This is a genomic window from Marinovum sp., from assembly GCF_048263515.1.
Classification (GTDB): Bacteria; Pseudomonadota; Alphaproteobacteria; order Rhodobacterales; family Rhodobacteraceae; genus Marinovum.
Genome location: NZ_JBLXEC010000002.1, coordinates 233,687 through 254,782, shown reverse-complemented (window position 1 = coordinate 254,782; position 21,096 = coordinate 233,687). Strand labels below are relative to the sequence as shown.

Sequence of the window (21,096 nt, the reverse complement as noted above, 5' to 3'; positions counted from 1 at the left end):
ATGCTGAAAGCATGCCTGTGGCATGACCCGCCCCCCGGACCGGCGATTGGGTGACGCAAGCGCGTCGCGCATTCAAAGCGCGCCAGTGGCCGGGATAAACCGCACAGACCTCAGGCAGGATCGCCGATCCACGGCCCGTCGACTGCGCGGCTCAGGGCCAGACGTGCAAAAGGCGGGCACATGGCCCGCCTTTCAAATTCAACCCAGATAACCCTCAGTCGCGCAGCTGCGCCGAGCGATAGCCGACCCGGTTGCGCACCACGTTCAGCGCCGAGGACAGCGCGTCCTGCCGAGCGAAAGGCCCGACCAGCACCGTGCGATAAGCCGCGCCGTTGCGGGCGAAATCCTTGACCCGCACCGACAGCCCCGCCGCCTGCAACCGCCCGATCGCCGCCTGCGCCTTGGCCATGGTCGAGAAGGTGCCGACCTGAATGTAGCGATGGCTGGCGGGCGCGGCCGCCACCTGCTTGCGCACCACCTTGGGCGTGCTCTTGCGCAGCTGCTGCGGCGCGGCCTTGGGCGCTTCGCCGCGCGAGCTGACGAAACCGGCGGCCTGCTGCTCCTTCATCGAGCGATAAGGATAGCGCAGATCGGGGAAATAATGGCTGACCTCCTCGCCGGTGTACTGATCGACCAACCGCTGCGGCACGGTGTTGGTCCAGGTCAGCAGCATCTTGCGCCGCCCGTCCAGCGTCTGATGCGCCCGGGTGGTGCTCAGCCGGCCATCGTCAAAAGCGCGTTCATAGCCGTGCGGCACCGGCACCTTGACCGAGGCGCCGCCGACGTAGGCCGCCTTGGGCGCGATGCGGGTCTGGTCGGTCACATGCAGGACGCCGCTGGTGCCGGTGAAGACCTTGACCGGCGGTTGCCCCACGCGCACCGCCTGACCGGTGCCACGCACCACGACGGTCGGGCCTTTTTTCAGCCCGTCAGGCGTGCGCAGCACGGTGTTGGGCGGCAGCTGACCGGCGCGGCGGACGATGACCTTGGGCGCCGGCGCGCTGTTGACCGCGGCAGCGGGGGCACGTCGCGCGATCTTGGCGCCTTTCGGAATGCGGATCAGCCTGGGCATCGGTGCGGCGGCAGGCTTGGGGGCCACGGCGACAGCGCGGCGCTGTGCCGGGGCAGCGGCGCGGCGCGGTGTCGGGGCAGCAGCCACCCGGGCCGGGGCCGGCGCGGGCCGCGCGGCGACAACCGGCCGCGGTGCGGGGCGTGTCGCGACGGTGGCGGGGGCCGGTGCGGGCTCTGCCACCGGCGCAGGCGCTTCGACGACCCTTGCGGGTGCGGCAGCGGGGGCAGAAACGGTCTGACCGCAGATCACCTGCCGGTCGCGGTCGACCCGCGGCACCCAGGTGACATTGCCGTCGATGCCGGCGCGGATGTACATGCAGCCGCGGCTGTCGACATATTGTCGCCCGGTGAACGAGGCCGGTGGCAGCTCGGCCGGGGTGGCGAGATCAGCGCTGATCTGCGCCGCCACCGGTGCCACATTTGCGGAAAAGCCAATTGCCACGGCCAACGCCGTACAGATACTCTTTTTCATCACCAGTCCCCACAGGTTTGGGGTCAGCATGGCAAAAGATTTCTGTTTAGTAAAGCGGTCTTGAGCCTATTTTGTGCCGAACATCCTGTCACCCGCATCACCTAGCCCCGGAATGATATATCCTTGGTCGTTCAGGCAACGGTCGAGCGAGGCCGTCACAATCGGCACATCAGGGTGTGCCTCTTTCATTCGAGCCACGCCCTCGGGGGCGGCGAGCAGGCAGAGGAAGCGGATATTGGTGGCGCCCGCCTGCTTGAGCAGGTCGATCGCCGCGGCCGAGGAATTGCCGGTCGCCAGCATCGGATCGACGGCAATCACCAGCCGGTCATCGAGGCCGTCAGGCACCTTGAAGTAATATTGCACCGGCTGCAGTGTCTCTTCATCGCGGTAAAGCCCGACAAAGCCGACCCGCGCCGAGGGCACCAGCTCGAGCACCCCGTCAAGCAGGCCATTGCCGGCACGCAGGATCGAGATCAGCGCCAGCTTCTTGCCGTCGAGCATCGGCGCGTCCATCACCTCCATCGGGGTTTCCACCTGCTGCGTTGTCATCGGCAGCTCGCGGGTGATCTCATAAGCCAGAAGCTGGCTGATCTCGCGCAGAAGGCGGCGGAACTCGGCGGTCGAGGTCGCCTTGTCGCGCATCAGGCTGAGCTTGTGCTGAACGAGAGGGTGGTCGACGATGGTCAGGTGATCGGTCATGCGGTTTCCAGTTTCTTCGCGATCCGTTTGCGGGTCGCGTCATCACAGAAGGCCGCCGCGAGGGCGGTCTGGTTGAGGGCCATGAAGTCGTCTTCGTTCCATTCGAAGACGCGCGCAAGCCCTTCGTATTCCTTGGTCATGTCGGTGTGAAAGAACGGCGGGTCATCGGTCGAGACGGTAACCTGAAGGCCCCTTTCGCGCAGCTTTTCAATCGGATGCGCGGCGAGCTTAGGGTAGACACCCAGCACCACGTTCGATCCGGGGCAGACCTCGAGCACCACGCCCGCCTCGGCCAGTTCCTCGCAGAGCGCCGGGTCCTCGATCACCCGCACGCCGTGGCCGATGCGCTCGACCTTGAGGTCGCGCACGGCGGCGCGCACCTCTTCGGGCCCGCGCCATTCGCCGGCATGGGTGGTCAGCCGCAGGCCGGCCTCGCGCGCCATGTCGAAGGCATAGGCGAAATCGCCCTGCTCGCCGGCGTTTTCGTCACCGCCCATGCCAAAGCCGCAGAGCCAGTCGTCGGCGGTCTCGGCGGCGCAGCGCGCCGAACGCTTGGCCTGCTCGGGCCCGAAGTGGCGCACGCAGGTGACGATGCCGCGCAGGGTGATGCCTATGTCGCGCTCGGCCTGATCGGCGGCCTCACGCATGGCATGCAGGTACTCGCGCCAGGCGCTCACATCGCCGCCGCCGCAGAAATCCGGGCTGAGGAAGGCCTCGGTATAGACCACCCCGTGCGAGGCGCTCTCTTCGAGCACGGCAAGCGTCAGGCGGCGATAGTCCTCCGGCGTCTGCAGCACCTGAGTTGCGGCCTCGTAGACCTTGAGAAAATGCAGGAAATCGCGAAAGGCGTAGTTGCCGCGCTCGTCGAAGACGCCGGCGATATCGACCGATTTCTGCTTGGCGAGATCGGCAATCAGCCGCGGCGGCGCGGCGCCTTCGATGTGGAGATGCAGCTCCACCTTGGGCAATGTTCGAAAGGTCACAGGAAACTCCGCAAGTCTGAGGGGTGGTCGACGCCGAGATGGCTGGCAACGCTGGCAGCTACGGCGGTGAAATCGACGATGCCGATCTCGCCTGTGCCCTGCCCGGCCACCAGCACCGGCACCCGTTCGCGGGTGTGGTCAGTGCCGGTCCAGGTCGGGTCGTTGCCATGGTCGGCGGTGAGGATCATCAGGTCACCGTCGCGCAGCCGCGCGAGGATCGGGCCCAGTGCGGCGTCGAACCATTCCAGCGCCCGGGCATAGCCCGAAACGTCGCGGCGGTGGCCGTAAAGGCTGTCGAACTCGACGAAATTGGCAAAGACCAGACCGCCGTCTGGGGCGTGGTCGACCTTGTGCGCCAGCGCCTCCATCAGTTCGGCATCGGTGCCCTTGGACACCGCATCGATGCCCTGCATCGAGAAGATATCGCCGATCTTGCCGATGGCATGCACCGGCAGGCCGGCCTCCTGCACCCAGTTGCTCAGCACCTTGCCCGGCGGCGTCAGCGCATAGTCGCGGCGGTTCTTGGTGCGCTGGAAGTTGCCCGGTTCGCCACCGAATGGCCGCGCGATCACCCGGCCGATGCGCATGGCATGCAGATGCGGCGCGAGGTCCTCGCAGAGCTTGAGCAGCCGGTCGAGGCCGAAATGCTCTTCATGCGCGGCGATCTGGAACACGCTGTCGACCGAGGTGTAGCAGATCGGCCAGCCGGTCTTTACATGCTGTTCGCCAAGGTCCTTGAGGATTTCCGTGCCCGAGGCGTGGCAATTGCCGAGGATGCCTTCGGTTCCGGCAAGATCGGCCGCCAACTGACTGATTTCTTTGGGGAAGGCCGGGATGGTCTTGGGAAAAACAGTCCAGTCCCAGGGCACCGGCAGCCCGGCCAGCTCCCAATGGCCAGAGGGCGTGTCCTTGCCGCGGGAATGCTCGGTCGCGGCCCCCCAAAGGCCCGTCGGGTCAGCCTCCAATCCCGGCACGTCGTCGCCAGAGGCCAGACGGCAGGCCGCGCCCAGCCCCAGCCCATCGAGATGCGGCAGATGCAGCGGGCCGGAGCGCCCCTCCTCGGCCTCGCCGGCGGCGCAGGCCTGGGCGATATGGGCCAGGGTGTTGGCGCCGGTGTCGGGGGTGTCGCCGTTGAAATACTCGTCGGCATCCGGCGCGCCGCCGATGCCGACCGAATCCATCACCACCAGAAATGCCCGCGCCATCAGCCGATCCTCTCATGTATCAGCGGCGTCTCCGGCGCCGTCTCGCCAAAGGTGATCGCCGCGCGCACCGCCCGTTCCGCCGCATCCGCCTGGCTCTCGCGCGCCGCATGCACCCGCGCCAGCGGCTGGCCCTTGCTCACCCGGTCGCCCAGCGAGACCACGTCGGACAGGCCCACCGCCGGGTCGACCTGATCGCTCTCGACCTGCCGGCCGCCGCCCAGATGCACCACCGCGAGGCCCAGCGCCTCGCCATCCATCGCGGTGATCACGCCATCCTGCGGCGCGGCAATCTCGCGGATCACCGGCGCCTCTGGCAGGAAGCGCTGCCAATCCTCGATGAAATGCACCGGGCCGCCCATCGCCGCGACCATGCGGCCAAAGACCTCGGCGGCCCGGCCAGAGGTGATCGCCTCGCGGATCGCCGCCTCGCCCGCCGTCGTGTCAGCGGCCAGCCCGCCAGAAGCCAGCAGCGCGCCGCCCAGCGCGCATGTGATCTCCAGCAGACGCCCACCGGCGGCACCGGTCAGCACCTGCATCGAGACGTCGACCTCGAGCGCATTGCCGAGCGCCGGCGCCAGAGGCTGCGACATGTCGGTGATCAGCGCCTGTGTCGGGCAGCCGGCGGCGTTGGCGGTGGACACCAGCGCTTCGGCCAGCGCCCGCGCATCCTCGTGGCGCTTCATGAAGGCGCCGGAGCCGAGCTTGACGTCAAGCACCAGCCCCTCGAGCCCCGCCGCCAGCTTCTTGGACAGGATCGAGGCACAGATCAGGTCGAGGCTCTCGACCGTGGCGGTCACGTCGCGCACCGCATAAAGCCGCTTGTCCGCCGGCGCGATTTCGGCGCTGGCCGAGACGATGGCGCAGCCCGCCTGCCGCACCACCTCGGCAAAGCGCGCCTCGTCGAGCGCGGTGGTCAACCCGGGGATCGCCTCCATCTTGTCGAGCGTGCCGCCGGTGTGGCCGAGGCCGCGCCCCGAGATCATCGGCACGAAGGCGCCGCAGGCCGCCAGCGCCGGCGCCAGCACCAGGCTGACGCAATCGCCCACCCCGCCGGTGGAATGCTTGTCGAGCACCGGGCCCGGCAAGTCCCAGTGCAGGATGTTGCCGCTGTCGCGCATCGCCCGGGTCAGCGCCACGCGGCCGGGCTCTTCCAGCCCCCGCAGGCAGACCGCCATGGCAAAGGCCCCGGCCTGGGCATCGGTTACCCCGCCATCGGCAAGGCCCTGCACGAACCAGGCCAGATCGTCGTCAGAGGGCTGTTCGCCCCGGCGCAGAGCGCCCAAGATCGCCCTGGCGTCGCTCATGATTTGGCGATGTCCATCTGTGCGGCGTCAAAGGCGCCCGGCAACAGCTCGGCGATGGTCAGCGACATTTCCTCGCCGCCGATGGTCGCCATGGTCACCACCACGTCCGGCCCGCGGGCAAATTCCGCCAGCTTCTGCCGGCAGCCACCGCAGGGGGTCACCGGCGTCGGGCTGTCGGCCACCACGTAGGCCGCCTCGAACCGGGTCTGGCCGGCGGCGACCATGGCGGCGATGGCGCCGGCCTCGGCGCAGGTGCCTTCCGGGTAAGCCACGTTTTCGACATTGCAGCCGGCAAAAAGCGTGCCGTCGGCCCCCTGCAGGGCCGCCCCCACCTTGAAGCCGGAATAGGGCGCATAGGCATTGTCGCGCACCGCGCGCGCGGTTTCGGCCAGATCCATCACAGACCCCCTCGTTAAAAGACTACCGGTCATGATCGGGCCGCGCGCCGCGCGATGCAAGCGTGACGTGGTGCGGCCCAAGGCGGAAAAATGACGAAAGCCGCGACAGCACGCCCCTGTTATCGCTAAGCTGATTTACAGGATTGACCGATAGCTGTTATCGGCGGGCCGGGGATTAACCTCCGCCACGAGATAGTTTAATGCTAAACTAAACCAAACACGCATGGGGACATCGAGATGACCGACAGCAAAGCCCAGGAGACGCTGCGCGAGGCGGCCCTTTTCTATCACGAGCACCCCAAGCCGGGCAAACTCGAGGTGCGCGCCACCAAGCCGCTCGCCAATGGCCGCGACCTGGCCCGCGCCTATTCGCCCGGCGTGGCCGAGGCCTGTCTCGAAATCAAGGCCGAGGCCAGCAATGCTGCGCGCTACACCGCACGGGGCAACCTGGTGGCGGTGGTGTCGAACGGCACCGCGGTGCTGGGGCTTGGCAACATCGGCGCGCTGGCCTCGAAACCAGTGATGGAGGGCAAGGCGGTGCTCTTCAAGAAGTTCGCCGGCATCGACTGCTTCGACATCGAGGTCAACGAGACCGATCCCGAGAAGCTGGCCGATATCGTCTGCGCGCTGGAGCCGACCTTCGGCGCCATCAACCTCGAGGACATCAAGGCGCCGGAATGCTTTGTCGTCGAAAAGCTCTGCCGCGAGCGGATGAACATCCCGGTCTTCCACGACGACCAGCACGGCACCGCCATCGTGGTGGGGGCCGCCGCGACCAACGCGCTGCGCGTCGCCGGCAAGACATTCGAGGACATCAAGATCGTCTCGACCGGTGGCGGCGCGGCGGGCATCGCCTGCCTCAACATGCTGCTGAAACTGGGGGTCAAGCGCGAGAACGTCTGGCTCTGCGACATCAAGGGCGTGGTCTACGAGGGCCGCACCGAAGAGATGACCGATCAGAAGGCGGAATACGCCCAGAAGACCGACAAGCGGACGCTCGACGAGGTGATCGAAGGCGCCGATATGTTCCTCGGCCTCTCCGGCCCCGGCGTGCTCACGCCCGAGATGGCCGCGAAAATGGCCAAGGCGCCGATCATCTTTGCGCTGGCCAACCCGACGCCGGAAATCATGCCGGATGCCGCCCGCGCGGTGCAGCCCGAGGCGATCATCGCCACCGGGCGCAGCGATTTCCCCAACCAGGTCAACAACGTCCTGTGTTTCCCCTTCATCTTCCGCGGGGCATTGGACGTCGGCGCGACCGAGATCAACGACGAGATGCAGATCGCCTGCATCGAGGGGATCGCGGCGCTGGCCCGGGCCACCACCAGCGCCGAGGCGGCCGCCGCCTATCAGGGCGAGGACCTGACATTCGGGGCCGACTACCTGATCCCCAAGCCGTTCGACCCGCGCCTGTCGGCCGTGGTGTCCAGCGCCGTGGCCAAGGCCGCGATGGAGACCGGCGTCGCCACCCGCCCGATCGAGGACATGCAGGCCTACAAGCACAAGCTCAACGCCAGCGTCTTCAAGTCTGCGCTGCTGATGCGGCCGATCTTCCATGCCGCCGCCACCGCCAGCCGCCGCATCGTCTTTGCCGAGGGCGAGGATGAAAGGGTGCTGCGTGCCGCCCAGGCGATCCTCGAAGAGACCACCGAAAAGCCGATCCTGATCGGCCGTCCCGAGGTGATCGAGACCCGTTGCGAGCGTCACGGGCTCAACATCCGCCCCGGCCGCGAGTTCGACATCGTGAACCCGGAAAACGACCCGCGGTATCGCGATTACTGGGGCACCTATCACCAGATCATGGCGCGGCGCGGCGTCACGCCAGATGTGGCCCGCGCGGTGATGCGCACCAATTCCACCGCCATCGGCGCGGTCATGGTGCATCGCGGCGAGGCCGACAGCCTGATCTGCGGCACCATCGGCGAGTTTCGCTGGCATCTGAACTATGTCACCCAGGTGCTGGGCAACGAGACCTATCGCCCGCATGGCGCGCTGTCGATGATGATCCTCGAGGACGGGCCGCTGTTCCTGGCCGACACCCATGTCTGGTCCCTGCCCTCGCCCAAGGAGCTGGCCGAGGTGGCAATCGGCGCTGCCCGTCACGCCCGCCGCTTCGGGGTCGAGCCGCGCATCGCCTTCTGCTCGCAATCGCAGTTCGGCAACCAGGCCGAGGGGTCCGGCAAGCGCCTGCGCGAGGCGATTGGCATTCTCGACGCGATGGACACCGATTTCCAGTACGAGGGCGAGATGAACGTCGACGCCGCCCTGGACCCGGAGCTGCGCGAGCGTCTGCTGCCCGGCGCGCGGCTGGATGGCGCGGCCAACGTGCTGATCTTCGGCCATGCCGATGCGGCCTCGGGCGTGCGCAACATCCTCAAGATGAAGGCCGGCGGGCTGGAAGTGGGCCCGATCCTGATGGGCATGGGCAACCGGGCGCATGTGGTCTCGCCCGGGATCACCGCGCGCGGGCTGTTGAACATGGCGGCCATCGCCGGCACGCCGGTGGCGCAATACGGTTGAGCGCTGCGCCACGCGTAAAACGCCGTGCCGCCCACGGGGGCGGCACGGACAAGCTTGCTGAAATTACTTCTTGGTTGTCTTGTCGCCAGCCTTCACCGGCTTTTGCTTCTTGTCGCCCATGGCAACACGACCTTCTCTCAATACAGGCCCGGCACCGCGCCGTGCCGTTTCCCCTCTATGCCAGCGAGTCGCCCGCGCCGCGCGGCTGGATTCGACATCCGGCATGTCGAAATTCTTCCAGACTTTGCAAACCCGTCAGGATCGGCGGAAATCCCCGCAAAGATAATGGAGTTTGCAAAAATTTGCAGGCTACGAGCGCCGCTTCTGCAAAGAAAGCGCGATAATCTGACGCTGATAGCGCCAAGCGTCTTGCCCGGAGGGCGGGCGCTCTCGTATCCCCGAAGCAATCGCCGGAGGAGGATACCATGGCATACAAGGATGTTTACGCGAGCTGGCAGGCCGATCCCGAAGCTTTCTGGATGCAGGCCGCCCAGGCCATCGACTGGGACACCCCGCCGAGCAAGGCGCTGTTCGACAAGGGTGGCGATCTTTACGAATGGTTTGCCGATGGCCGGGTCAACACCTGCTGGAACGCCGTCGACCGCCATGTCGCGGCCGGGCGCGGCGACCAGGTGGCGATCATCCATGACAGCCCGATCACCGACAGCCAGCAGAAGATTACCTTTTCCGAGCTGCAGGAGCGGGTCGCGCGGCTGGCCGGCGCGCTGCGCGCCAAGGGAATCGAAAAGGGCGACCGGGTGATCATCTACATGCCGATGGTGCCCGAAGCGCTGGAGGCGATGCTGGCCTGCGCCCGGCTTGGCGCGATCCACTCGGTGGTCTTTGGCGGCTTCGCGGCCAACGAGCTTGCGGTGCGGATCGACGATGCCACGCCAAAGGCGATCATCGCCGCCTCCTGCGGGCTCGAGCCCGGCCGGGTGGTGAAATACAAACCCCTGCTCGACGGTGCCATCGAACTGGCCCGCCACAAGCCCGACTTCTGCGTGATTCTGCAGCGCGAGCAAGAGGTTGCGCCGCTGACCGAAGGCCGCGACCACGACTGGCAGGCCTGCCAGGAGGGCGTCACCCCGGCGGACTGTGTGCCGGTCGAAGGCAATCACCCGGCTTATATCCTCTACACCTCCGGCACCACCGGCGCGCCCAAGGGCGTGGTGCGCCACACCGGCGGCCATCTGGTGGCGCTGAACTGGACGATGAAGAACATCTACAACGTCGATCCCGGCGATGTCTTCTGGGCGGCCTCGGATGTCGGCTGGGTCGTGGGCCACAGCTACATCTGCTACGGGCCGCTGATCCACGGCAACACCACCATCGTCTTCGAGGGCAAGCCGGTCGGCACGCCCGATGCCGGCACCTTCTGGCGGGTGATCCAGGACCACGGGGTCAAGAGCTTCTTCACCGCGCCGACAGCATTCCGGGCGGTCAAACGCGAGGATCCGCAGGGCGACCTGATCAAGGACTACGATCTGTCCTCGCTCAAGACCGTCTACCTTGCCGGCGAGCGCGCCGATCCCGACACCATCATCTGGGCGCAGGACAAGCTGGGCGTGCCGGTGATCGACCACTGGTGGCAGACCGAGACCGGCTTTGCCATTGCCGCCAACCCGATGGGGATCGAGCCGCTGCCGGTCAAGATCGGCTCGCCCTCGGTCGCCATGCCCGGCTATGACGTGCAGATCCTCGACGAGGGCGGCCGCGAGATGCCGCGCGGCGAGCTGGGCGCCATCGCCGTCAAGCTGCCGCTGCCGCCGGGCACCCTGCCGACGCTGTGGAACGCCGAGGATCGTTACCGCAAGAGCTATCTCACCACCTACCCCGGCTATTACGAGACCGGCGACGCCGGAATGATCGACGAGGACGGCTATCTCTACATCATGGCGCGCACCGATGACGTGATCAACGTCGCCGGTCACCGGCTCTCGACCGGCGGCATGGAAGAGGTTCTGGCCGGCCACCCCGACGTCGCCGAATGCGCGGTGATCGGCGTGACCGATCAGCTCAAGGGGCAGCTGCCGGTGGGCTTTCTCTGCCTGAACGCCGGCTGCAGCCGCACGCCCGAGGAGATCTGCGCCGAGGTGGTCAAGCTGGTGCGCGAAAAGATCGGGCCTGTGGCGGCCTTCAAGCTGGCGGTGGTGGTCGACCGGCTGCCCAAGACCCGCTCCGGCAAGATCCTGCGCGGCATCATGGTCAAGATCGCCGATGGCGCCGACTACAAGATGCCCGCCACGATCGACGATCCCGCTATCCTCGACGAGATCAAGGCGGCGCTGCAGACGCTGGGCTATGCGAAGTAGGCCCCTCGGCACAAATAGAAAGCCGCCCGGTAATCCGGGCGGCTTTGTGCAGTCCAACGACTTGTGAGCGCGCGAAGAGGTACCAGACCTGCGCCAAATGGGCGCCAGACCTCCTTGTGCGGGTGATCGGCGGAAGGACGGACGTCACTCACTCGTCCGTCCCCCGCGCGATCGGGCCCTCCCGGAAATGACGAGAGGGATAGGGGTGCGCGCCGCCAAGCTCAGGAAGGAAAAGGCTTTGGTAACTATGGTGAGACACCGACCCTGACGAACACCCGACGAAGATTCACTTTTTGCGCCGCAAAATCTGTGATTCAGATCACATCCATGCCAATATAGTGTTTCCCTGCGGGGATTTGTTAACGCAAAGTTCAGAAGTAGGAAGTGATGAAGTCCGGATCATTGAGGTTCGGACAGGTTTAACTCAGTTTATATGACGTTGAAATTTCGCGATATCGCCAGCAGGGAAAGCCTGATTCTCGGCGCGCTCACTCAAAAGGAGCGCGGCACGCTGCTCAGCATGTCCAAGCCCTGCCATTATCACAGCGGCAAGGTGATCTTTTCCAAGGACAGCCCCGGCGAGACCATGATGCTGATCGAGACCGGCCGGGTCGAGATCAGCCTGACCTCGGCGGCGGGCAACCGCTCGATCGTCGCGCATCTCGGCCCCGGTGATTCGGTGGGCGAGATGGCTGTGCTGCTGGGCAGTGACCGGACCGCGGATGCGGTGGCCACCAATGACGTGACCGGGCGGATGCTGCATCGCACGGTGCTGATGTCCTTTCTCACCCAGCATCCGCGCACCACGCTGGGCCTGATCGCCGATCTCTGCCGCAAGCTGCAGGCCACGACCGAGGCGCTGGCCGATCTGTCGACCGCCGATGGCGGCACGCGGCTGGCCAAGGTGCTGATCGGGCTGTTCGATCGCTGGGGGGTGGAAGAGCCCGGCGGCTATCGTCTGACGCCCTCGGTGTCGCAATCCGATCTGGGCGACATGGCCGGCCTGACCCGCGAGACGGTCAACCGCCAGATCCGCGCTTGGGAATCGGAAGGCATGCTGCGACGCGACGGGCGCGAGCTGATCCTGATCGCGCCGGATATGCTGGCGGAGCGGGCGCAGTAGCGCTTGCCTGTGCCTTAGTGTGCGTCGCGCGCCGGACCTGATCCGGGGCCTCAACTCGGTTTGTACAGGCAAGAGGTCCCGGATCACGTCCGGGACTGCGGTGCGCCATGCCAGCCCGGCCGGCAACACGCCACACTGCAAAAACTCCGAAGCGCGGAATCAAGGCCGCAGGCCGCCGCGCCATCGCCGACCCGCCCCCCGGGGCGGCGATTTGTTGGACCGGGGAGCGTCGCTCCGATCATCTTCGGAATTGTCAGGGATAAAGCGCTACAGAACGACTGGTAGATCGCCACCCCGCGGGTCGGCGATGGCGCGGCTAAGGCTCCTGTGGCTGAGGGGGAGGTCCCGGATCAAGTCCGGGACGTGAGCGCTTCTTATCAGGTGGCGCGCCAGAGGTCCGGGACGCGCGCCCCCCGGTCAGACGAACTGCTCGCGGATCAGCCGCTCTTCCAGCCCGTGGCCGGGATCGAACAGAATGCGGTGGGCAATCGCCGGCTCCGAGCGGATCTCGACCTTGATCACGTCCTGCACCGCGCGGGCATCAGCCTCGGCCATCACCGGGCGCTTGGCGGGATCGAGCACCTCGAAGACGACCTCGGCGGTCTTGGGCAGAAGCGCCCCGCGCCAGCGCCGGGGGCGGAAGGCCGCCATCGCCGTCAGCGCCAACACGTCAGAACCGATCGGCAGGATCGGGCCATGGGCAGAGAAATTGTAGGCCGTCGAGCCCGCCGGCGTCGCCAGGAGCGCCCCGTCGCAGACCAGCTCGGGCATCCGCACCTTGCCGTCGACGGAAATCCGCAGCCGCGCCGCCTGCGGGCCGGCGCGCAGAAGCGAGACCTCGTTGATCGCCAGAGCGTGGTGCAGCGTGCCGTCGAGACAGGTGGCCTGCATCGACAGCGGATTGATCACCTCTTCCTGCGCCGCGGTCAGCCGTTCGATCAGCCCCTGCTCGCCGTAGGCGTTCATCAGAAAGCCGACGGTGCCGCGGTTCATCCCGTAGACCGGCGCCGGGTTGGTCTCGGTCCGGTGCAGGGTCTGCAGCATGAAACCGTCGCCGCCCAGCGCCACGATCACGTCCGCCCCCTGCTCGGCATGATCGCCGTAGCGCGCGCTCAGCGCCGCCTTGGCCGATTGCGCAATCGGCGCGTTCGAGGCGCAAAAGGCGATTCTGAGCGTCATGTCGGGTTTCCTTGCCTGTCGCACCGTTTCCGAAAGAACCACAAGTTCCCCGACAAGGCCAGCGGTGCCGCACCTACGGGCCTTGGCGTCGCTTTCCCGGCTTTTCGTCGCCACCGCTTTGCATTAGGAAACGCGCCAAGACTTTGCTTGCCCAAGGAGCCAGCCCATGGATGCCACCGTCAAAGACCAGGGATTCTTTTCCCAACCCCTCGCCGAGCGCGACCCCGAGCTGTTCGGCGCGATCACCGGCGAGCTGGGTCGCCAGCGCAACGAGATCGAGCTGATCGCCAGCGAGAACATCGTCAGCCGCGCGGTGACGGAGGCCCAGGGTTCGGTGCTCACCAACAAATACGCCGAGGGCTACCCGGGCCGGCGCTACTACGGTGGCTGTGACTGGGTCGACGTCGCCGAGAACCTGGCCATCGAACGCGCGAAGCAGCTCTTTGGCTGCGAGTACGTCAACGTTCAGCCGAACTCCGGTTCGCAGGCCAACCAGGGTGTGTTCCAGGCGCTGATCCAGCCCGGCGACACCATCCTCGGCATGAGCCTCGACGCCGGTGGTCACCTGACCCATGGCGCCCGGCCCAACCAGTCGGGCAAATGGTTCAACGCGGTGCAATACGGCGTGCGCAAGCAGGACAACATGCTCGACTACGACCAGGTCGAAGCCCTGGCCAAGGAGCACCAGCCCAAGCTGATCATCGCTGGCGGCTCGGCCATTCCGCGCCAGATCGACTTCAAGCGGATGCGCGAGATCGCCGACATGGTGGGCGCGCTGCTGCATGTCGACATGGCGCATTTCGCCGGTCTGGTAGCTGCGGGCGAGCATCCCTCGCCCTTCCCGCATGCCCATGTGGCCACCACCACCACCCACAAGACCCTGCGCGGCCCGCGCGGCGGCATGATCCTGACCAATGACGAGGCGATCGCCAAGAAAGTCAACTCGGCGATCTTCCCCGGCATCCAGGGCGGCCCGCTGATGCATGTCATCGCCGGCAAGGCCGTGGCCTTTGGCGAGGCGCTGCGCCCCGAGTTCAAGACCTATGCCCAGCAGGTGATCAAGAACGCCCAGGCGCTGTCGGACCAGCTGATCAAGGGCGGTCTGGATACCGTGACCCATGGTACCGACACCCACGTCGTGCTGGTCGATCTGCGCCCGAAGGGTGTGAAGGGCAATGCCACCGAAAAGGCGCTGGGCCGCGCGCATATCACCTGCAACAAGAACGGCGTGCCGTTCGACCCGGAAAAGCCCACCGTGACCTCGGGCATCCGCCTGGGCTCGCCCGCCGGCACCACCCGCGGCTTCGGCGAGGCCGAGTTCCGCCAGATCGCCGACTGGATCATCGAGGTGGTCGACGGGCTGGCCGCCAATGGTGAAGAAGGCAACAGCGAGGTCGAGGCCAAGGTCAAGGCCGAGGTCGAGGCGCTCTGCCAACGCTTCCCGATCTACCCGGACCTCTGAGTTTCCGGGATTGATTGACGATAAGGCCCGGAGCGATCCGGGCCTTTCTGCTTTTGTGGACGCTTCCACGCCACGAAGACCCGCCAGCCCCAATCACAAGCCGCGCAATGCCGGCGCGCGCGGTGGCGATGCAACAGACGTTCGGCAGCGCTTTATCCTAGCCAAATCCGGACGAAATCAGAGCGAGTCGCCTAACCTCAGCCCAATCGCCGCCGTGTGGGAGCGCGTCATGCCGGAGGCATGCCTTTGGCATGACAATGCGCGGCGGCCTGCGGCCTTGAGTCCGCGCAGGGGGCTCAAACCAACCCCTGCCACCGCAGCACCGCGAGAAACACCCCGCCCACGATCAGCACCTTCAGGACAATCCCCCCAACCAGGTGCAACAGCGCCGTCTTGCGCCGCTCGTCCGGGTCGATCTGCTCGAGGTAGCGCTTCAGCCGCGCCTCCGCCTTGTCCAGCGCCGCCACGTCGATCTGCCGCGCCAGCCGCGGATGCGCGGCCAGCTGCCCGGCGTGCACGAACAAGCCCGCATCCCGCCGCGCCCAGCGCGGCAGCAGCCGGCCGGCGCGCTTCAGCTTCTGCTCCAGCGTCACGCCGCCGACCCGCAACTGCGTGCCGATCAGCTCTGCCAGCTCCGCCTTGCGGCGCTCTACGTCCTTTGCCTCGATCACAGGGGCCACCTCCGGCGCATTGCATAGGCCGACAGGGATCAAGGAGCAAGGTGGCGCTTCTTCTCTTTGCAAATACGCATTTCCCGGTTTCCCCCCGCGCCCCGGCGCGGTAATTCTGCGCCATGTTGAACCAGATCCACCACGGTACCCCCGGCGACACCCCGCTTGTCATCGTCCACGGCCTCTACGGCTCGGCCCGCAACTGGGGCGTGATCGCCAAGCGGCTCTCGGACGAACGTCCCGTCATCACCGTCGACCAGCGCAACCACGGCGACAGCCCCTGGCACGACAGCCATTCCTACGAGGACATGGCCGCCGACCTGGCCGAGGTGATCGCCGAAAACGGCGGGCGCGCCGACGTGGTGGGCCATTCGATGGGCGGCAAGGCGGCAATGGTGCTGGCGCTGGCGCATCCCGAAAAGGTGCGCAAACTGGTGGTCGCCGATATCGCGCCGGTGGGCTACAGCCACGACCAGACGCAATATATCGACGCCATGCAGGCGGTCGACCTCGACCGGATCGCCAAGCGCGCCGATGCCACCGAACAGCTCGCCCGACAGATCGACGACCCGGTGCTGCAGAGCTTCTTCACCCAGTCGCTCGACATCGCCGGCAAGCGCTGGAAGCTCAACCTCGAGGTGCTCAAGCGCGAGATGGACAAGGTCATCGGCTTCCCGCAGGTCTCAGGCCAGTTCGAGGGCCCTACGCTCTTTCTCTCCGGCGCGCTGTCCGACTACGTGCTGCCAGACCATCGCCCGGCGATCCGACAGTTCTTTCCCAAGGCGCGGTTTGCCAAGCTGGCCGAGGCCGGCCATTGGCTGCATGCCGAGAAGCCGCGCGAGTTCGAGGCCTCGGTCCGGGCTTTCCTGAACGCCTGAAGCCCGCCCTGCCCCTCCGGGCCGCAGTTTCGGCTTTCCGAAATCTGCAGCCCTGACTCACCCCTCCAGCAGCCGCAGCTCGTCCTTCAGCCAGGGCAGCTGCACCAGCGCCGGCGCGATCACCTGGTCGCTGATCAGCCGGCGCATGGTGGCCGCAATGTCGCGCGGCACCTGATCGGCCCAGTCGGGGCTGGCAAAGAGCGAGATGGTCCGGGCAAAGGGCGCAAAGGGCAGCGGATGCGCCACGAGGTCGCCGTGGATGCGCGCGGCCCGCATGTAGCCCAGCGGCGTCGTCAGCGCCCAGCCCATGCCGCGCGCCACCAGCGTCATCAGCGCCAGGTGTGAGCCGATCTCGAACCGCCCCGGACAGTCGAGCCCGAGCCGCGCCAGATGGGTCTCGATCTGCCGGCCGATCATCTGGTCGCGGTCGTAGCGCAGCAGCGGCAGCTGCGCCATTGCCGCCTCGGCCCCGCCGCTAAACCCTTGTGGTGTCAACAGAATGAAAGGATCGCGCACCAGCGGATATTCGGTGATCTCGTCCAGGACCTCACCGGTCGAGGCCGCCACCGCCACGTGCAGCCGCTTGTCGCGCAGCGCCTCGCTGATCTCGTGGCTGGGGGCCGAGACCAGCTTGAAGCGGCAGCGGCTCAGGCTTTCGCCCAGGATCGTGGCCAGCCGCGGCGTCAGATCGTTGTCGAAATCGTCGATCATTCCGAGGGTGAGCGTCGAGAGATGCGCGAGGTCCATCACCGTCAGCTCGCTCTGCGCCAGCCGCAACTGGCCGAGCATCACTTGCGTGCGGGCGAGAAAGGCGCGCCCGGCCGGGGTCAGCTGCATCGGCCGACGGGCGTGATCGACCAGCGCGGTGCCAAGCGCGGTTTCGAGGTTCTTCATCTGCTGGCTGACGGCCGGCTGGCTCAGCCCGGTGGCGCGCGACGCCTGGGCCACCGATCCGCTCTGCGCCAGCGCCTCGAACACTTCGAGCCCCCGCAATGTCACGCCCTTGGCCAGCATCGCTCCCCTTCCCCGGAGTTTTGCCTTTTGTGAATGTCTCACCGAGGGAATTCAAGCGCGCCCGCAGGGTTTCACAGTTAAAGGCACAGACCAACAACGCGAAAGCCCCACCCGCCGGCGGCGTGCAGGGCATCAATCGGATATGAAAAATTGAACGAGGCCCGGCCAGTGGTGCGCCAGCCGTAAGCGTGTCAGCCCGCGCGCGGTAGCCTCAGCGACCCTGGCAGCTGCGTTCCGCCTGGGTGCCGAAGGCCTTGTAGCGCAGCCAGAAGGCCTCATCGCTGGCCCGGTCGGACTGGCGGATTTCCTGCGCCTTGTGCGGATCCTTGAAGAATTTCGCCGCGACCCGCTGGTCACGCCATGTCAGCGAGGCATCCGCCACCGCCTGGATACAGCCGCAGAGGCTGGTATTCGCCGCCTTGCGCCCGGATGTCATGCAGGCCCGGCTGATCGGGCCGGCCGAGGCAAGGCTGGCAAGAACCGGCGTCAATGCGGCGGCCATGGCAAGGGAATAGATCACCTGTTTCATTCAACTGCCCTCTTGTGGAGCGGCGCGATTGTTGCTCGATGCGCCGCAATTGTTTCCAAGCAGTCTGCCGCATGTCTGGTTAAAATTCAATTCACGGCGATGTCAGGCTCAGCCTTTCTGGCCAGGCAAGGCAAGTCTCCGCCGAAGGTCATCGACCAGCGCCTCGCGCGGGACGCCTTCGTCGATCGCCAGCCGGCGCAGGCCGAAATGCACATGCGCCATCTCCTGATAATAGCTGGTATAGGCGAAATTCGTTGCAGCCCCGGCCACCGCGCCCACCACTGGCACCGCCTGCGCCGCCAGCTTCTGGCCCAGCACCGTGGCCAGCCGCGGCACCACGCGGGCGATGACGCCATGCACCGTCGCCCCGGTCAGCGTCACCCGGGCGGAAAGAAAGGCCATGTTGGTGCCGTCGTCATGTTCAAGCGGCCCGGCGGCGGCAAAGACCTGCAGGCACTCGGCGCGAATCTCGGGATCGTCGGGGTCGAAGCCATGTTCGGCGGCAATCCCCTGAATGGCGCGCAACAGCACCGTGGTGGTCACCGGCAGTTCGGCCAGCGCCGAGGGCAGCCCACCAAAGCCGCCTGCCGCGCCCATGGCGGTGGTGGCGGCGCGGTTGAGCCAGCCCGGCGCATCGCCCACCCGCGCGCGGCTCTGACCTGCGGCCTCGAGCGCGATGCTCAGCGCGCGTTCGGTGGCAGCCTCCAGCCGTTGCTTGACGCCGTCGGGCAGCCGTTCGAGCAGGTTCTCGGCCTGATTACCGACGAGGTTGAGAACCTGCAGACCGACACCCCCGGCCTTGCGATAGCGCAGCGCCAGGGCGTCGAGCCGCGTGGCGGCGGATTGCGAGATCAGATCTGTTCCGGTCATGACGGCCCCCGATGTTACCCTTCTTGACATCGGTCGCCTCGGCCGGATTTCAAGGCTGCGAAGCTGGCCCGTCGATCCAGCGGATGACCTCGCCGGTCACACCTTGCCAGGCGCCCTCGGTCAACTCGTGGCCCAGCACCCGGTCGGGGTTGGTGGGCGGCGGCATCTCGACACCTTCGAGTTTGTCAAAGCCGAAGCGGGCGTAATACGGCGCATCGCCCACCAGCATCACCCGGTGCCAGCCCAGATCGGCCGCCCGCGCCAGCGAATCGCGGATCAGCGCCGCCCCCAGCCCCTCGCCCTGCCGGGTCGGGTGCACGGCAATCGGCCCGAGCAGCAGCGCCGGATGCGTGCCCACATGCACCGGCCAATACCGGATGGCGCCACCGATGATGCCGCCCTCGTCCACCGCCACGGTCGACAGCTCGGCCACCGGCGGCACATCCTCGCGCAGGCGGTAGGAGCTGAGCGCGGTGCGGCCGGGCGCAAAACAGAGGTCATAGAGGGCCTCGACGGCCCAGAGGTCGCCCGGATTTTCTTTGCGCAAGTGGATCACAGGCGGGCGTCCTTGGCTCGTGATGGTGGAAAGCCGGTTAACATGGGGCTAGGTCAGGGGTAAAGCCAAAGGATTCCCGCATGTTCTATCGTCCCGAAGACGGCCACGGCCTGCCGCACAACCCCTTCAGCGCGATTGTCAGCCCGCGCCCGATCGGCTGGATCTCCAGCCGCGGGGGCGACGGGCAGGACAATCTGGCGCCCTATTCCTTCTTCAACGCGGTGGCTTACACGCCGCCCCAGGTGATGTTCTCCTCGACCTCGAGCAAGGAAGACCGCGGCGACACCAAGGACAGCGTCGCAAATATCCGCGAGACCGGGGTGTTCTGCGTCAATATCGTCGCCTCGGCGCAGCGCGACGGGATGAACATGAGTTCCGGCCCCTGGCCGCGCGAGGTGGACGAGTTCGACAAGGCCGGGATCGCCAGGGCCGAATGCGCAGAGATCGCCTGTTCGCGGGTGGCCGACAGCCCGGCGGCGCTGGAATGCCGGATGACGCAGATCATCCCGCTGGCAGGCAAGTCGAACTTCATGGTGCTGGGCGAGGTCGTGGGCGTGCATATCGACGACGCCTGCCTCGTCGACGGCCAGCTCGACGTGACACGTTATGCGCCGCTGGCCCGTCTGGGCTATCGCGACTACGCCGATGTGCGCGAGGTCTTTTCGCTGAAACGCCCGGGCGAATGAGCCGCTCCTTGGCCCTCGCGGGCCGCCTCGCGAGGACGGTCCGTCAGGACCGGAGAAGCGCCTCGGGGCGGGAAATTTCGCCGCCACCGACCAGCGCCCTTACCCCGGTGGTGCTGGGCGACGAGGTCGGCAACCCGCGCGCCACCCGCACCGCGAGATAGGCAAAGGCCTGCGCTTCCAGCATGTCACCGTCGAGGCCCACCGCCTCGACCGGCAGCACCGGACAATCGAGCGAGACCCCGAGCATCTGCATCATCACCGGGTTGTGGCGCCCGCCGCCGGTGACATAAAGCGCCTCCGGCGGGGCCGGGCAATGCTCCATCCCCCGCATCACCGCGCTGGCCGCCATGGCGCACATGGTGGCCGCGGCATCGGCATCCCCGAGCTCGCGCACCAGGTCGAGCATCAGCGAGAAATCGTTGCGGTCCAGCGACTTGGGCGGCATCTTCAGGAAATATCCCTCGTCGAGGAAAAGCTCCAGCGCACCGTCCACCACCTCGCCCTGCCGCGACAGCGCGCCGTCCTTGTCATAGGGCAGCCCACGGCGTTCCTGCATCAGGTCGTTGAGCGGCGCATTGGCGGGCCCGGTGTCAAAGGCCAGCAGCGCGCCCTCGGCCTCGGGGCCCGGTTTGCGCGGATCGACCCAGGTGATGTTGCCGACGCCGCCGAGGTTGAGAAAGGCGACAGGCCGTTCGGCGCCGATCCAGCGCGCGCAGGCAAAGTGGAAAAACGGCGCCAGCGGCGCGCCCTGCCCGCCCAGTCGCACGTCGGACGAGCGAAAATCCCAGACCACCGGCACGCCCAGCGCCTCGGCCAGCGCCGCGCCGTCGCCCAGCTGATGCGTGCCGCGCCCGCCGGGCTCATGCGCCAGGGTCTGGCCGTGGAAGCCGGCCAGCGCCACATTCTCGAACCCCGACATCGCCTCGACATGCGCCCGTTGCACCACCTCGAGCGCCGCATCCAGATCGGCGCCGGGCCAGAGCCCCAGAGCCTCGCGCAGCACCGCGCGCTCACCTTCGGAATAGGGCCTGTAGTGGCTGGCCCCGAAGCGCTCGATCACCTGCCCGTCGGTGCGGATCACCGCAGCGTCGACGCCGTCAAGCGACGTTCCCGACATCGCGCCCAGTGCATTGACCATGCCTGCCTGCAACATGCTCTTTT

Annotated in this window: 20 protein-coding genes; 6 read left to right on the top strand and 14 right to left on the bottom strand. The window is 66.9% G+C overall.

The genetic code is table 11. From position 1 onward, the window contains the following. Positions 1-214: 214 nt before the first annotated feature. The 6 genes from ACN0SE_RS03660 to ACN0SE_RS03635 form a co-directional block, all read right to left on the bottom strand. Positions 215-1,543, bottom strand: a complete 1,329-nt coding sequence (locus ACN0SE_RS03660) for an SPOR domain-containing protein (protein WP_417523126.1) — start codon at positions 1,541-1,543, stop codon at positions 215-217. Positions 1,544-1,609: 66 nt separating this feature from the next. After that, positions 1,610-2,242, bottom strand: coding sequence for a uracil phosphoribosyltransferase (gene upp / locus ACN0SE_RS03655; protein WP_417523125.1), 633 nt, complete (start codon positions 2,240-2,242; stop codon positions 1,610-1,612). Beyond that, positions 2,239-3,225 carry an adenosine deaminase gene (locus tag ACN0SE_RS03650; protein ID WP_417523124.1) on the bottom strand — a complete coding sequence of 329 codons (987 nt, stop codon included), beginning with the start codon at positions 3,223-3,225 and terminating at the stop codon, positions 2,239-2,241. The genes upp and ACN0SE_RS03650 overlap by 4 nt, the downstream gene beginning before the upstream one ends. Beyond that, positions 3,222-4,430, bottom strand: a complete 1,209-nt coding sequence (locus tag ACN0SE_RS03645) for a phosphopentomutase (RefSeq protein ID WP_417523123.1) — start codon at positions 4,428-4,430, stop codon at positions 3,222-3,224. Before ACN0SE_RS03645 ends, ACN0SE_RS03650 begins: the two co-directional genes overlap by 4 nt. Continuing rightward, positions 4,430-5,734 carry a thymidine phosphorylase gene (locus ACN0SE_RS03640; RefSeq protein ID WP_417523122.1) on the bottom strand — a complete coding sequence of 435 codons (1,305 nt, stop codon included), beginning with the start codon at positions 5,732-5,734 and terminating at the stop codon, positions 4,430-4,432. Before ACN0SE_RS03640 ends, ACN0SE_RS03645 begins: the two co-directional genes overlap by 1 nt. Further along, entirely contained in the window at positions 5,731-6,132 is a 402-nt protein-coding gene (locus ACN0SE_RS03635) for a cytidine deaminase (protein ID WP_417523121.1), read from the bottom strand. Before ACN0SE_RS03635 ends, ACN0SE_RS03640 begins: the two co-directional genes overlap by 4 nt. Before the next feature lie 237 nt (positions 6,133-6,369). On the opposite strand from ACN0SE_RS03635, the gene ACN0SE_RS03630 reads away from it, so the two are divergent. After that, entirely contained in the window at positions 6,370-8,652 is a 2,283-nt protein-coding gene (locus tag ACN0SE_RS03630) for an NADP-dependent malic enzyme (protein WP_417523120.1), read from the top strand. A gap of 63 nt (positions 8,653-8,715) precedes the next feature. Here the strand turns inward: ACN0SE_RS03630 and ACN0SE_RS03625 are convergent, their stop codons facing one another. After that, a complete protein-coding gene (locus ACN0SE_RS03625) occupies positions 8,716-8,877 on the bottom strand; it encodes a hypothetical protein (protein ID WP_417523119.1) in 162 nt (53 codons plus the stop codon). A 200-nt stretch (positions 8,878-9,077) separates the two neighbouring features. Between ACN0SE_RS03625 and prpE the strand changes: the two genes are divergently transcribed. Both prpE and ACN0SE_RS03615 read left to right on the top strand, forming a co-directional pair. Continuing rightward, entirely contained in the window at positions 9,078-10,967 is a 1,890-nt protein-coding gene (prpE, locus tag ACN0SE_RS03620) for a propionate-CoA ligase PrpE (RefSeq protein ID WP_417523118.1), read from the top strand. A 433-nt stretch (positions 10,968-11,400) separates the two neighbouring features. Beyond that, positions 11,401-12,090: a Crp/Fnr family transcriptional regulator gene (locus ACN0SE_RS03615; RefSeq protein WP_417523117.1), complete on the top strand. Its 690-nt coding sequence runs from the start codon at positions 11,401-11,403 to the stop codon at positions 12,088-12,090. Positions 12,091-12,507: 417 nt separating this feature from the next. On the opposite strand, the gene ACN0SE_RS03610 is transcribed toward ACN0SE_RS03615, so the two are convergent. Continuing rightward, positions 12,508-13,269 (bottom strand): NAD kinase, encoded by a 762-nt coding sequence (locus ACN0SE_RS03610; protein ID WP_417523116.1) that lies wholly within the window; start codon positions 13,267-13,269, stop codon positions 12,508-12,510. 166 nt (positions 13,270-13,435) lie between these two features. Here ACN0SE_RS03610 and glyA point away from each other — a divergent pair, with 166 nt between their 5' ends. After that, positions 13,436-14,731, top strand: a complete 1,296-nt coding sequence (glyA, locus tag ACN0SE_RS03605) for a serine hydroxymethyltransferase (RefSeq protein WP_417523115.1) — start codon at positions 13,436-13,438, stop codon at positions 14,729-14,731. A gap of 296 nt (positions 14,732-15,027) precedes the next feature. Here the strand turns inward: glyA and ACN0SE_RS03600 are convergent, their stop codons facing one another. Then, a complete protein-coding gene (locus ACN0SE_RS03600; RefSeq protein WP_417523114.1) occupies positions 15,028-15,411 on the bottom strand; it encodes a hypothetical protein in 384 nt (127 codons plus the stop codon). A 113-nt stretch (positions 15,412-15,524) separates the two neighbouring features. Between ACN0SE_RS03600 and ACN0SE_RS03595 the strand changes: the two genes are divergently transcribed. Further along, a complete protein-coding gene (locus ACN0SE_RS03595) occupies positions 15,525-16,280 on the top strand; it encodes an alpha/beta fold hydrolase (protein ID WP_417523113.1) in 756 nt (251 codons plus the stop codon). Positions 16,281-16,337: 57 nt separating this feature from the next. On the opposite strand, the gene ACN0SE_RS03590 is transcribed toward ACN0SE_RS03595, so the two are convergent. The 4 genes from ACN0SE_RS03590 to ACN0SE_RS03575 all read right to left on the bottom strand — a co-directional run bounded on the left by ACN0SE_RS03590 (position 16,338) and on the right by ACN0SE_RS03575 (position 19,249). Then, complete coding sequence (locus ACN0SE_RS03590) at positions 16,338-17,294, bottom strand: LysR family transcriptional regulator (RefSeq protein ID WP_417523112.1); 957 nt, start codon at positions 17,292-17,294, stop codon at positions 16,338-16,340. Between the two features lie 211 nt (positions 17,295-17,505). Continuing rightward, on the bottom strand, positions 17,506-17,823 hold the full coding sequence (locus ACN0SE_RS03585) for a hypothetical protein (protein WP_417523111.1): 318 nt from the start codon (positions 17,821-17,823) through the stop codon (positions 17,506-17,508). A gap of 108 nt (positions 17,824-17,931) precedes the next feature. Beyond that, the gene (locus tag ACN0SE_RS03580) at positions 17,932-18,693 is read right to left on the bottom strand and encodes an EcsC family protein (protein WP_417523110.1); all 762 of its coding nucleotides are present in this window, start codon (positions 18,691-18,693) and stop codon (positions 17,932-17,934) included. Between the two features lie 49 nt (positions 18,694-18,742). Then, positions 18,743-19,249, bottom strand: coding sequence for a GNAT family N-acetyltransferase (locus ACN0SE_RS03575; RefSeq protein ID WP_417523109.1), 507 nt, complete (start codon positions 19,247-19,249; stop codon positions 18,743-18,745). 80 nt (positions 19,250-19,329) lie between these two features. On the opposite strand from ACN0SE_RS03575, the gene ACN0SE_RS03570 reads away from it, so the two are divergent. Then, positions 19,330-19,935, top strand: a complete 606-nt coding sequence (locus tag ACN0SE_RS03570) for a flavin reductase family protein (protein WP_417523108.1) — start codon at positions 19,330-19,332, stop codon at positions 19,933-19,935. A gap of 43 nt (positions 19,936-19,978) precedes the next feature. Here the strand turns inward: ACN0SE_RS03570 and ACN0SE_RS03565 are convergent, their stop codons facing one another. Continuing rightward, positions 19,979-21,088 (bottom strand): anhydro-N-acetylmuramic acid kinase, encoded by a 1,110-nt coding sequence (locus ACN0SE_RS03565; protein ID WP_417523107.1) that lies wholly within the window; start codon positions 21,086-21,088, stop codon positions 19,979-19,981. Positions 21,089-21,096 lie beyond the last annotated feature (8 nt).

What these genes read in the sequence shown, in the direction of transcription:
- ACN0SE_RS03660 (WP_417523126.1), bottom strand. Translation starts at nt 1,543, where the DNA reads ATGAAAAAGAGTATCTGTACGGCGTTGGCCGTGGCAATTGGCTTTTCC.
- upp (WP_417523125.1), bottom strand. Translation starts at nt 2,242, where the DNA reads ATGACCGATCACCTGACCATCGTCGACCACCCTCTCGTTCAGCACAAG.
- ACN0SE_RS03645 (WP_417523123.1), bottom strand. Translation starts at nt 4,430, where the DNA reads ATGGCGCGGGCATTTCTGGTGGTGATGGATTCGGTCGGCATCGGCGGC.
- ACN0SE_RS03640 (WP_417523122.1), bottom strand. Translation starts at nt 5,734, where the DNA reads ATGAGCGACGCCAGGGCGATCTTGGGCGCTCTGCGCCGGGGCGAACAG.
- ACN0SE_RS03635 (WP_417523121.1), bottom strand. Translation starts at nt 6,132, where the DNA reads ATGGATCTGGCCGAAACCGCGCGCGCGGTGCGCGACAATGCCTATGCG.
- ACN0SE_RS03630 (WP_417523120.1), top strand. Translation starts at nt 6,370, where the DNA reads ATGACCGACAGCAAAGCCCAGGAGACGCTGCGCGAGGCGGCCCTTTTC.
- ACN0SE_RS03625 (WP_417523119.1), bottom strand. Translation starts at nt 8,877, where the DNA reads ATGCCGGATGTCGAATCCAGCCGCGCGGCGCGGGCGACTCGCTGGCAT.
- prpE (WP_417523118.1), top strand. Translation starts at nt 9,078, where the DNA reads ATGGCATACAAGGATGTTTACGCGAGCTGGCAGGCCGATCCCGAAGCT.
- ACN0SE_RS03615 (WP_417523117.1), top strand. Translation starts at nt 11,401, where the DNA reads ATGACGTTGAAATTTCGCGATATCGCCAGCAGGGAAAGCCTGATTCTC.
- ACN0SE_RS03610 (WP_417523116.1), bottom strand. Translation starts at nt 13,269, where the DNA reads ATGACGCTCAGAATCGCCTTTTGCGCCTCGAACGCGCCGATTGCGCAA.
- glyA (WP_417523115.1), top strand. Translation starts at nt 13,436, where the DNA reads ATGGATGCCACCGTCAAAGACCAGGGATTCTTTTCCCAACCCCTCGCC.
- ACN0SE_RS03595 (WP_417523113.1), top strand. Translation starts at nt 15,525, where the DNA reads ATGTTGAACCAGATCCACCACGGTACCCCCGGCGACACCCCGCTTGTC.
- ACN0SE_RS03590 (WP_417523112.1), bottom strand. Translation starts at nt 17,294, where the DNA reads ATGCTGGCCAAGGGCGTGACATTGCGGGGGCTCGAAGTGTTCGAGGCG.
- ACN0SE_RS03585 (WP_417523111.1), bottom strand. Translation starts at nt 17,823, where the DNA reads ATGAAACAGGTGATCTATTCCCTTGCCATGGCCGCCGCATTGACGCCG.
- ACN0SE_RS03580 (WP_417523110.1), bottom strand. Translation starts at nt 18,693, where the DNA reads ATGACCGGAACAGATCTGATCTCGCAATCCGCCGCCACGCGGCTCGAC.
- ACN0SE_RS03570 (WP_417523108.1), top strand. Translation starts at nt 19,330, where the DNA reads ATGTTCTATCGTCCCGAAGACGGCCACGGCCTGCCGCACAACCCCTTC.
- ACN0SE_RS03565 (WP_417523107.1), bottom strand. Translation starts at nt 21,088, where the DNA reads ATGTTGCAGGCAGGCATGGTCAATGCACTGGGCGCGATGTCGGGAACG.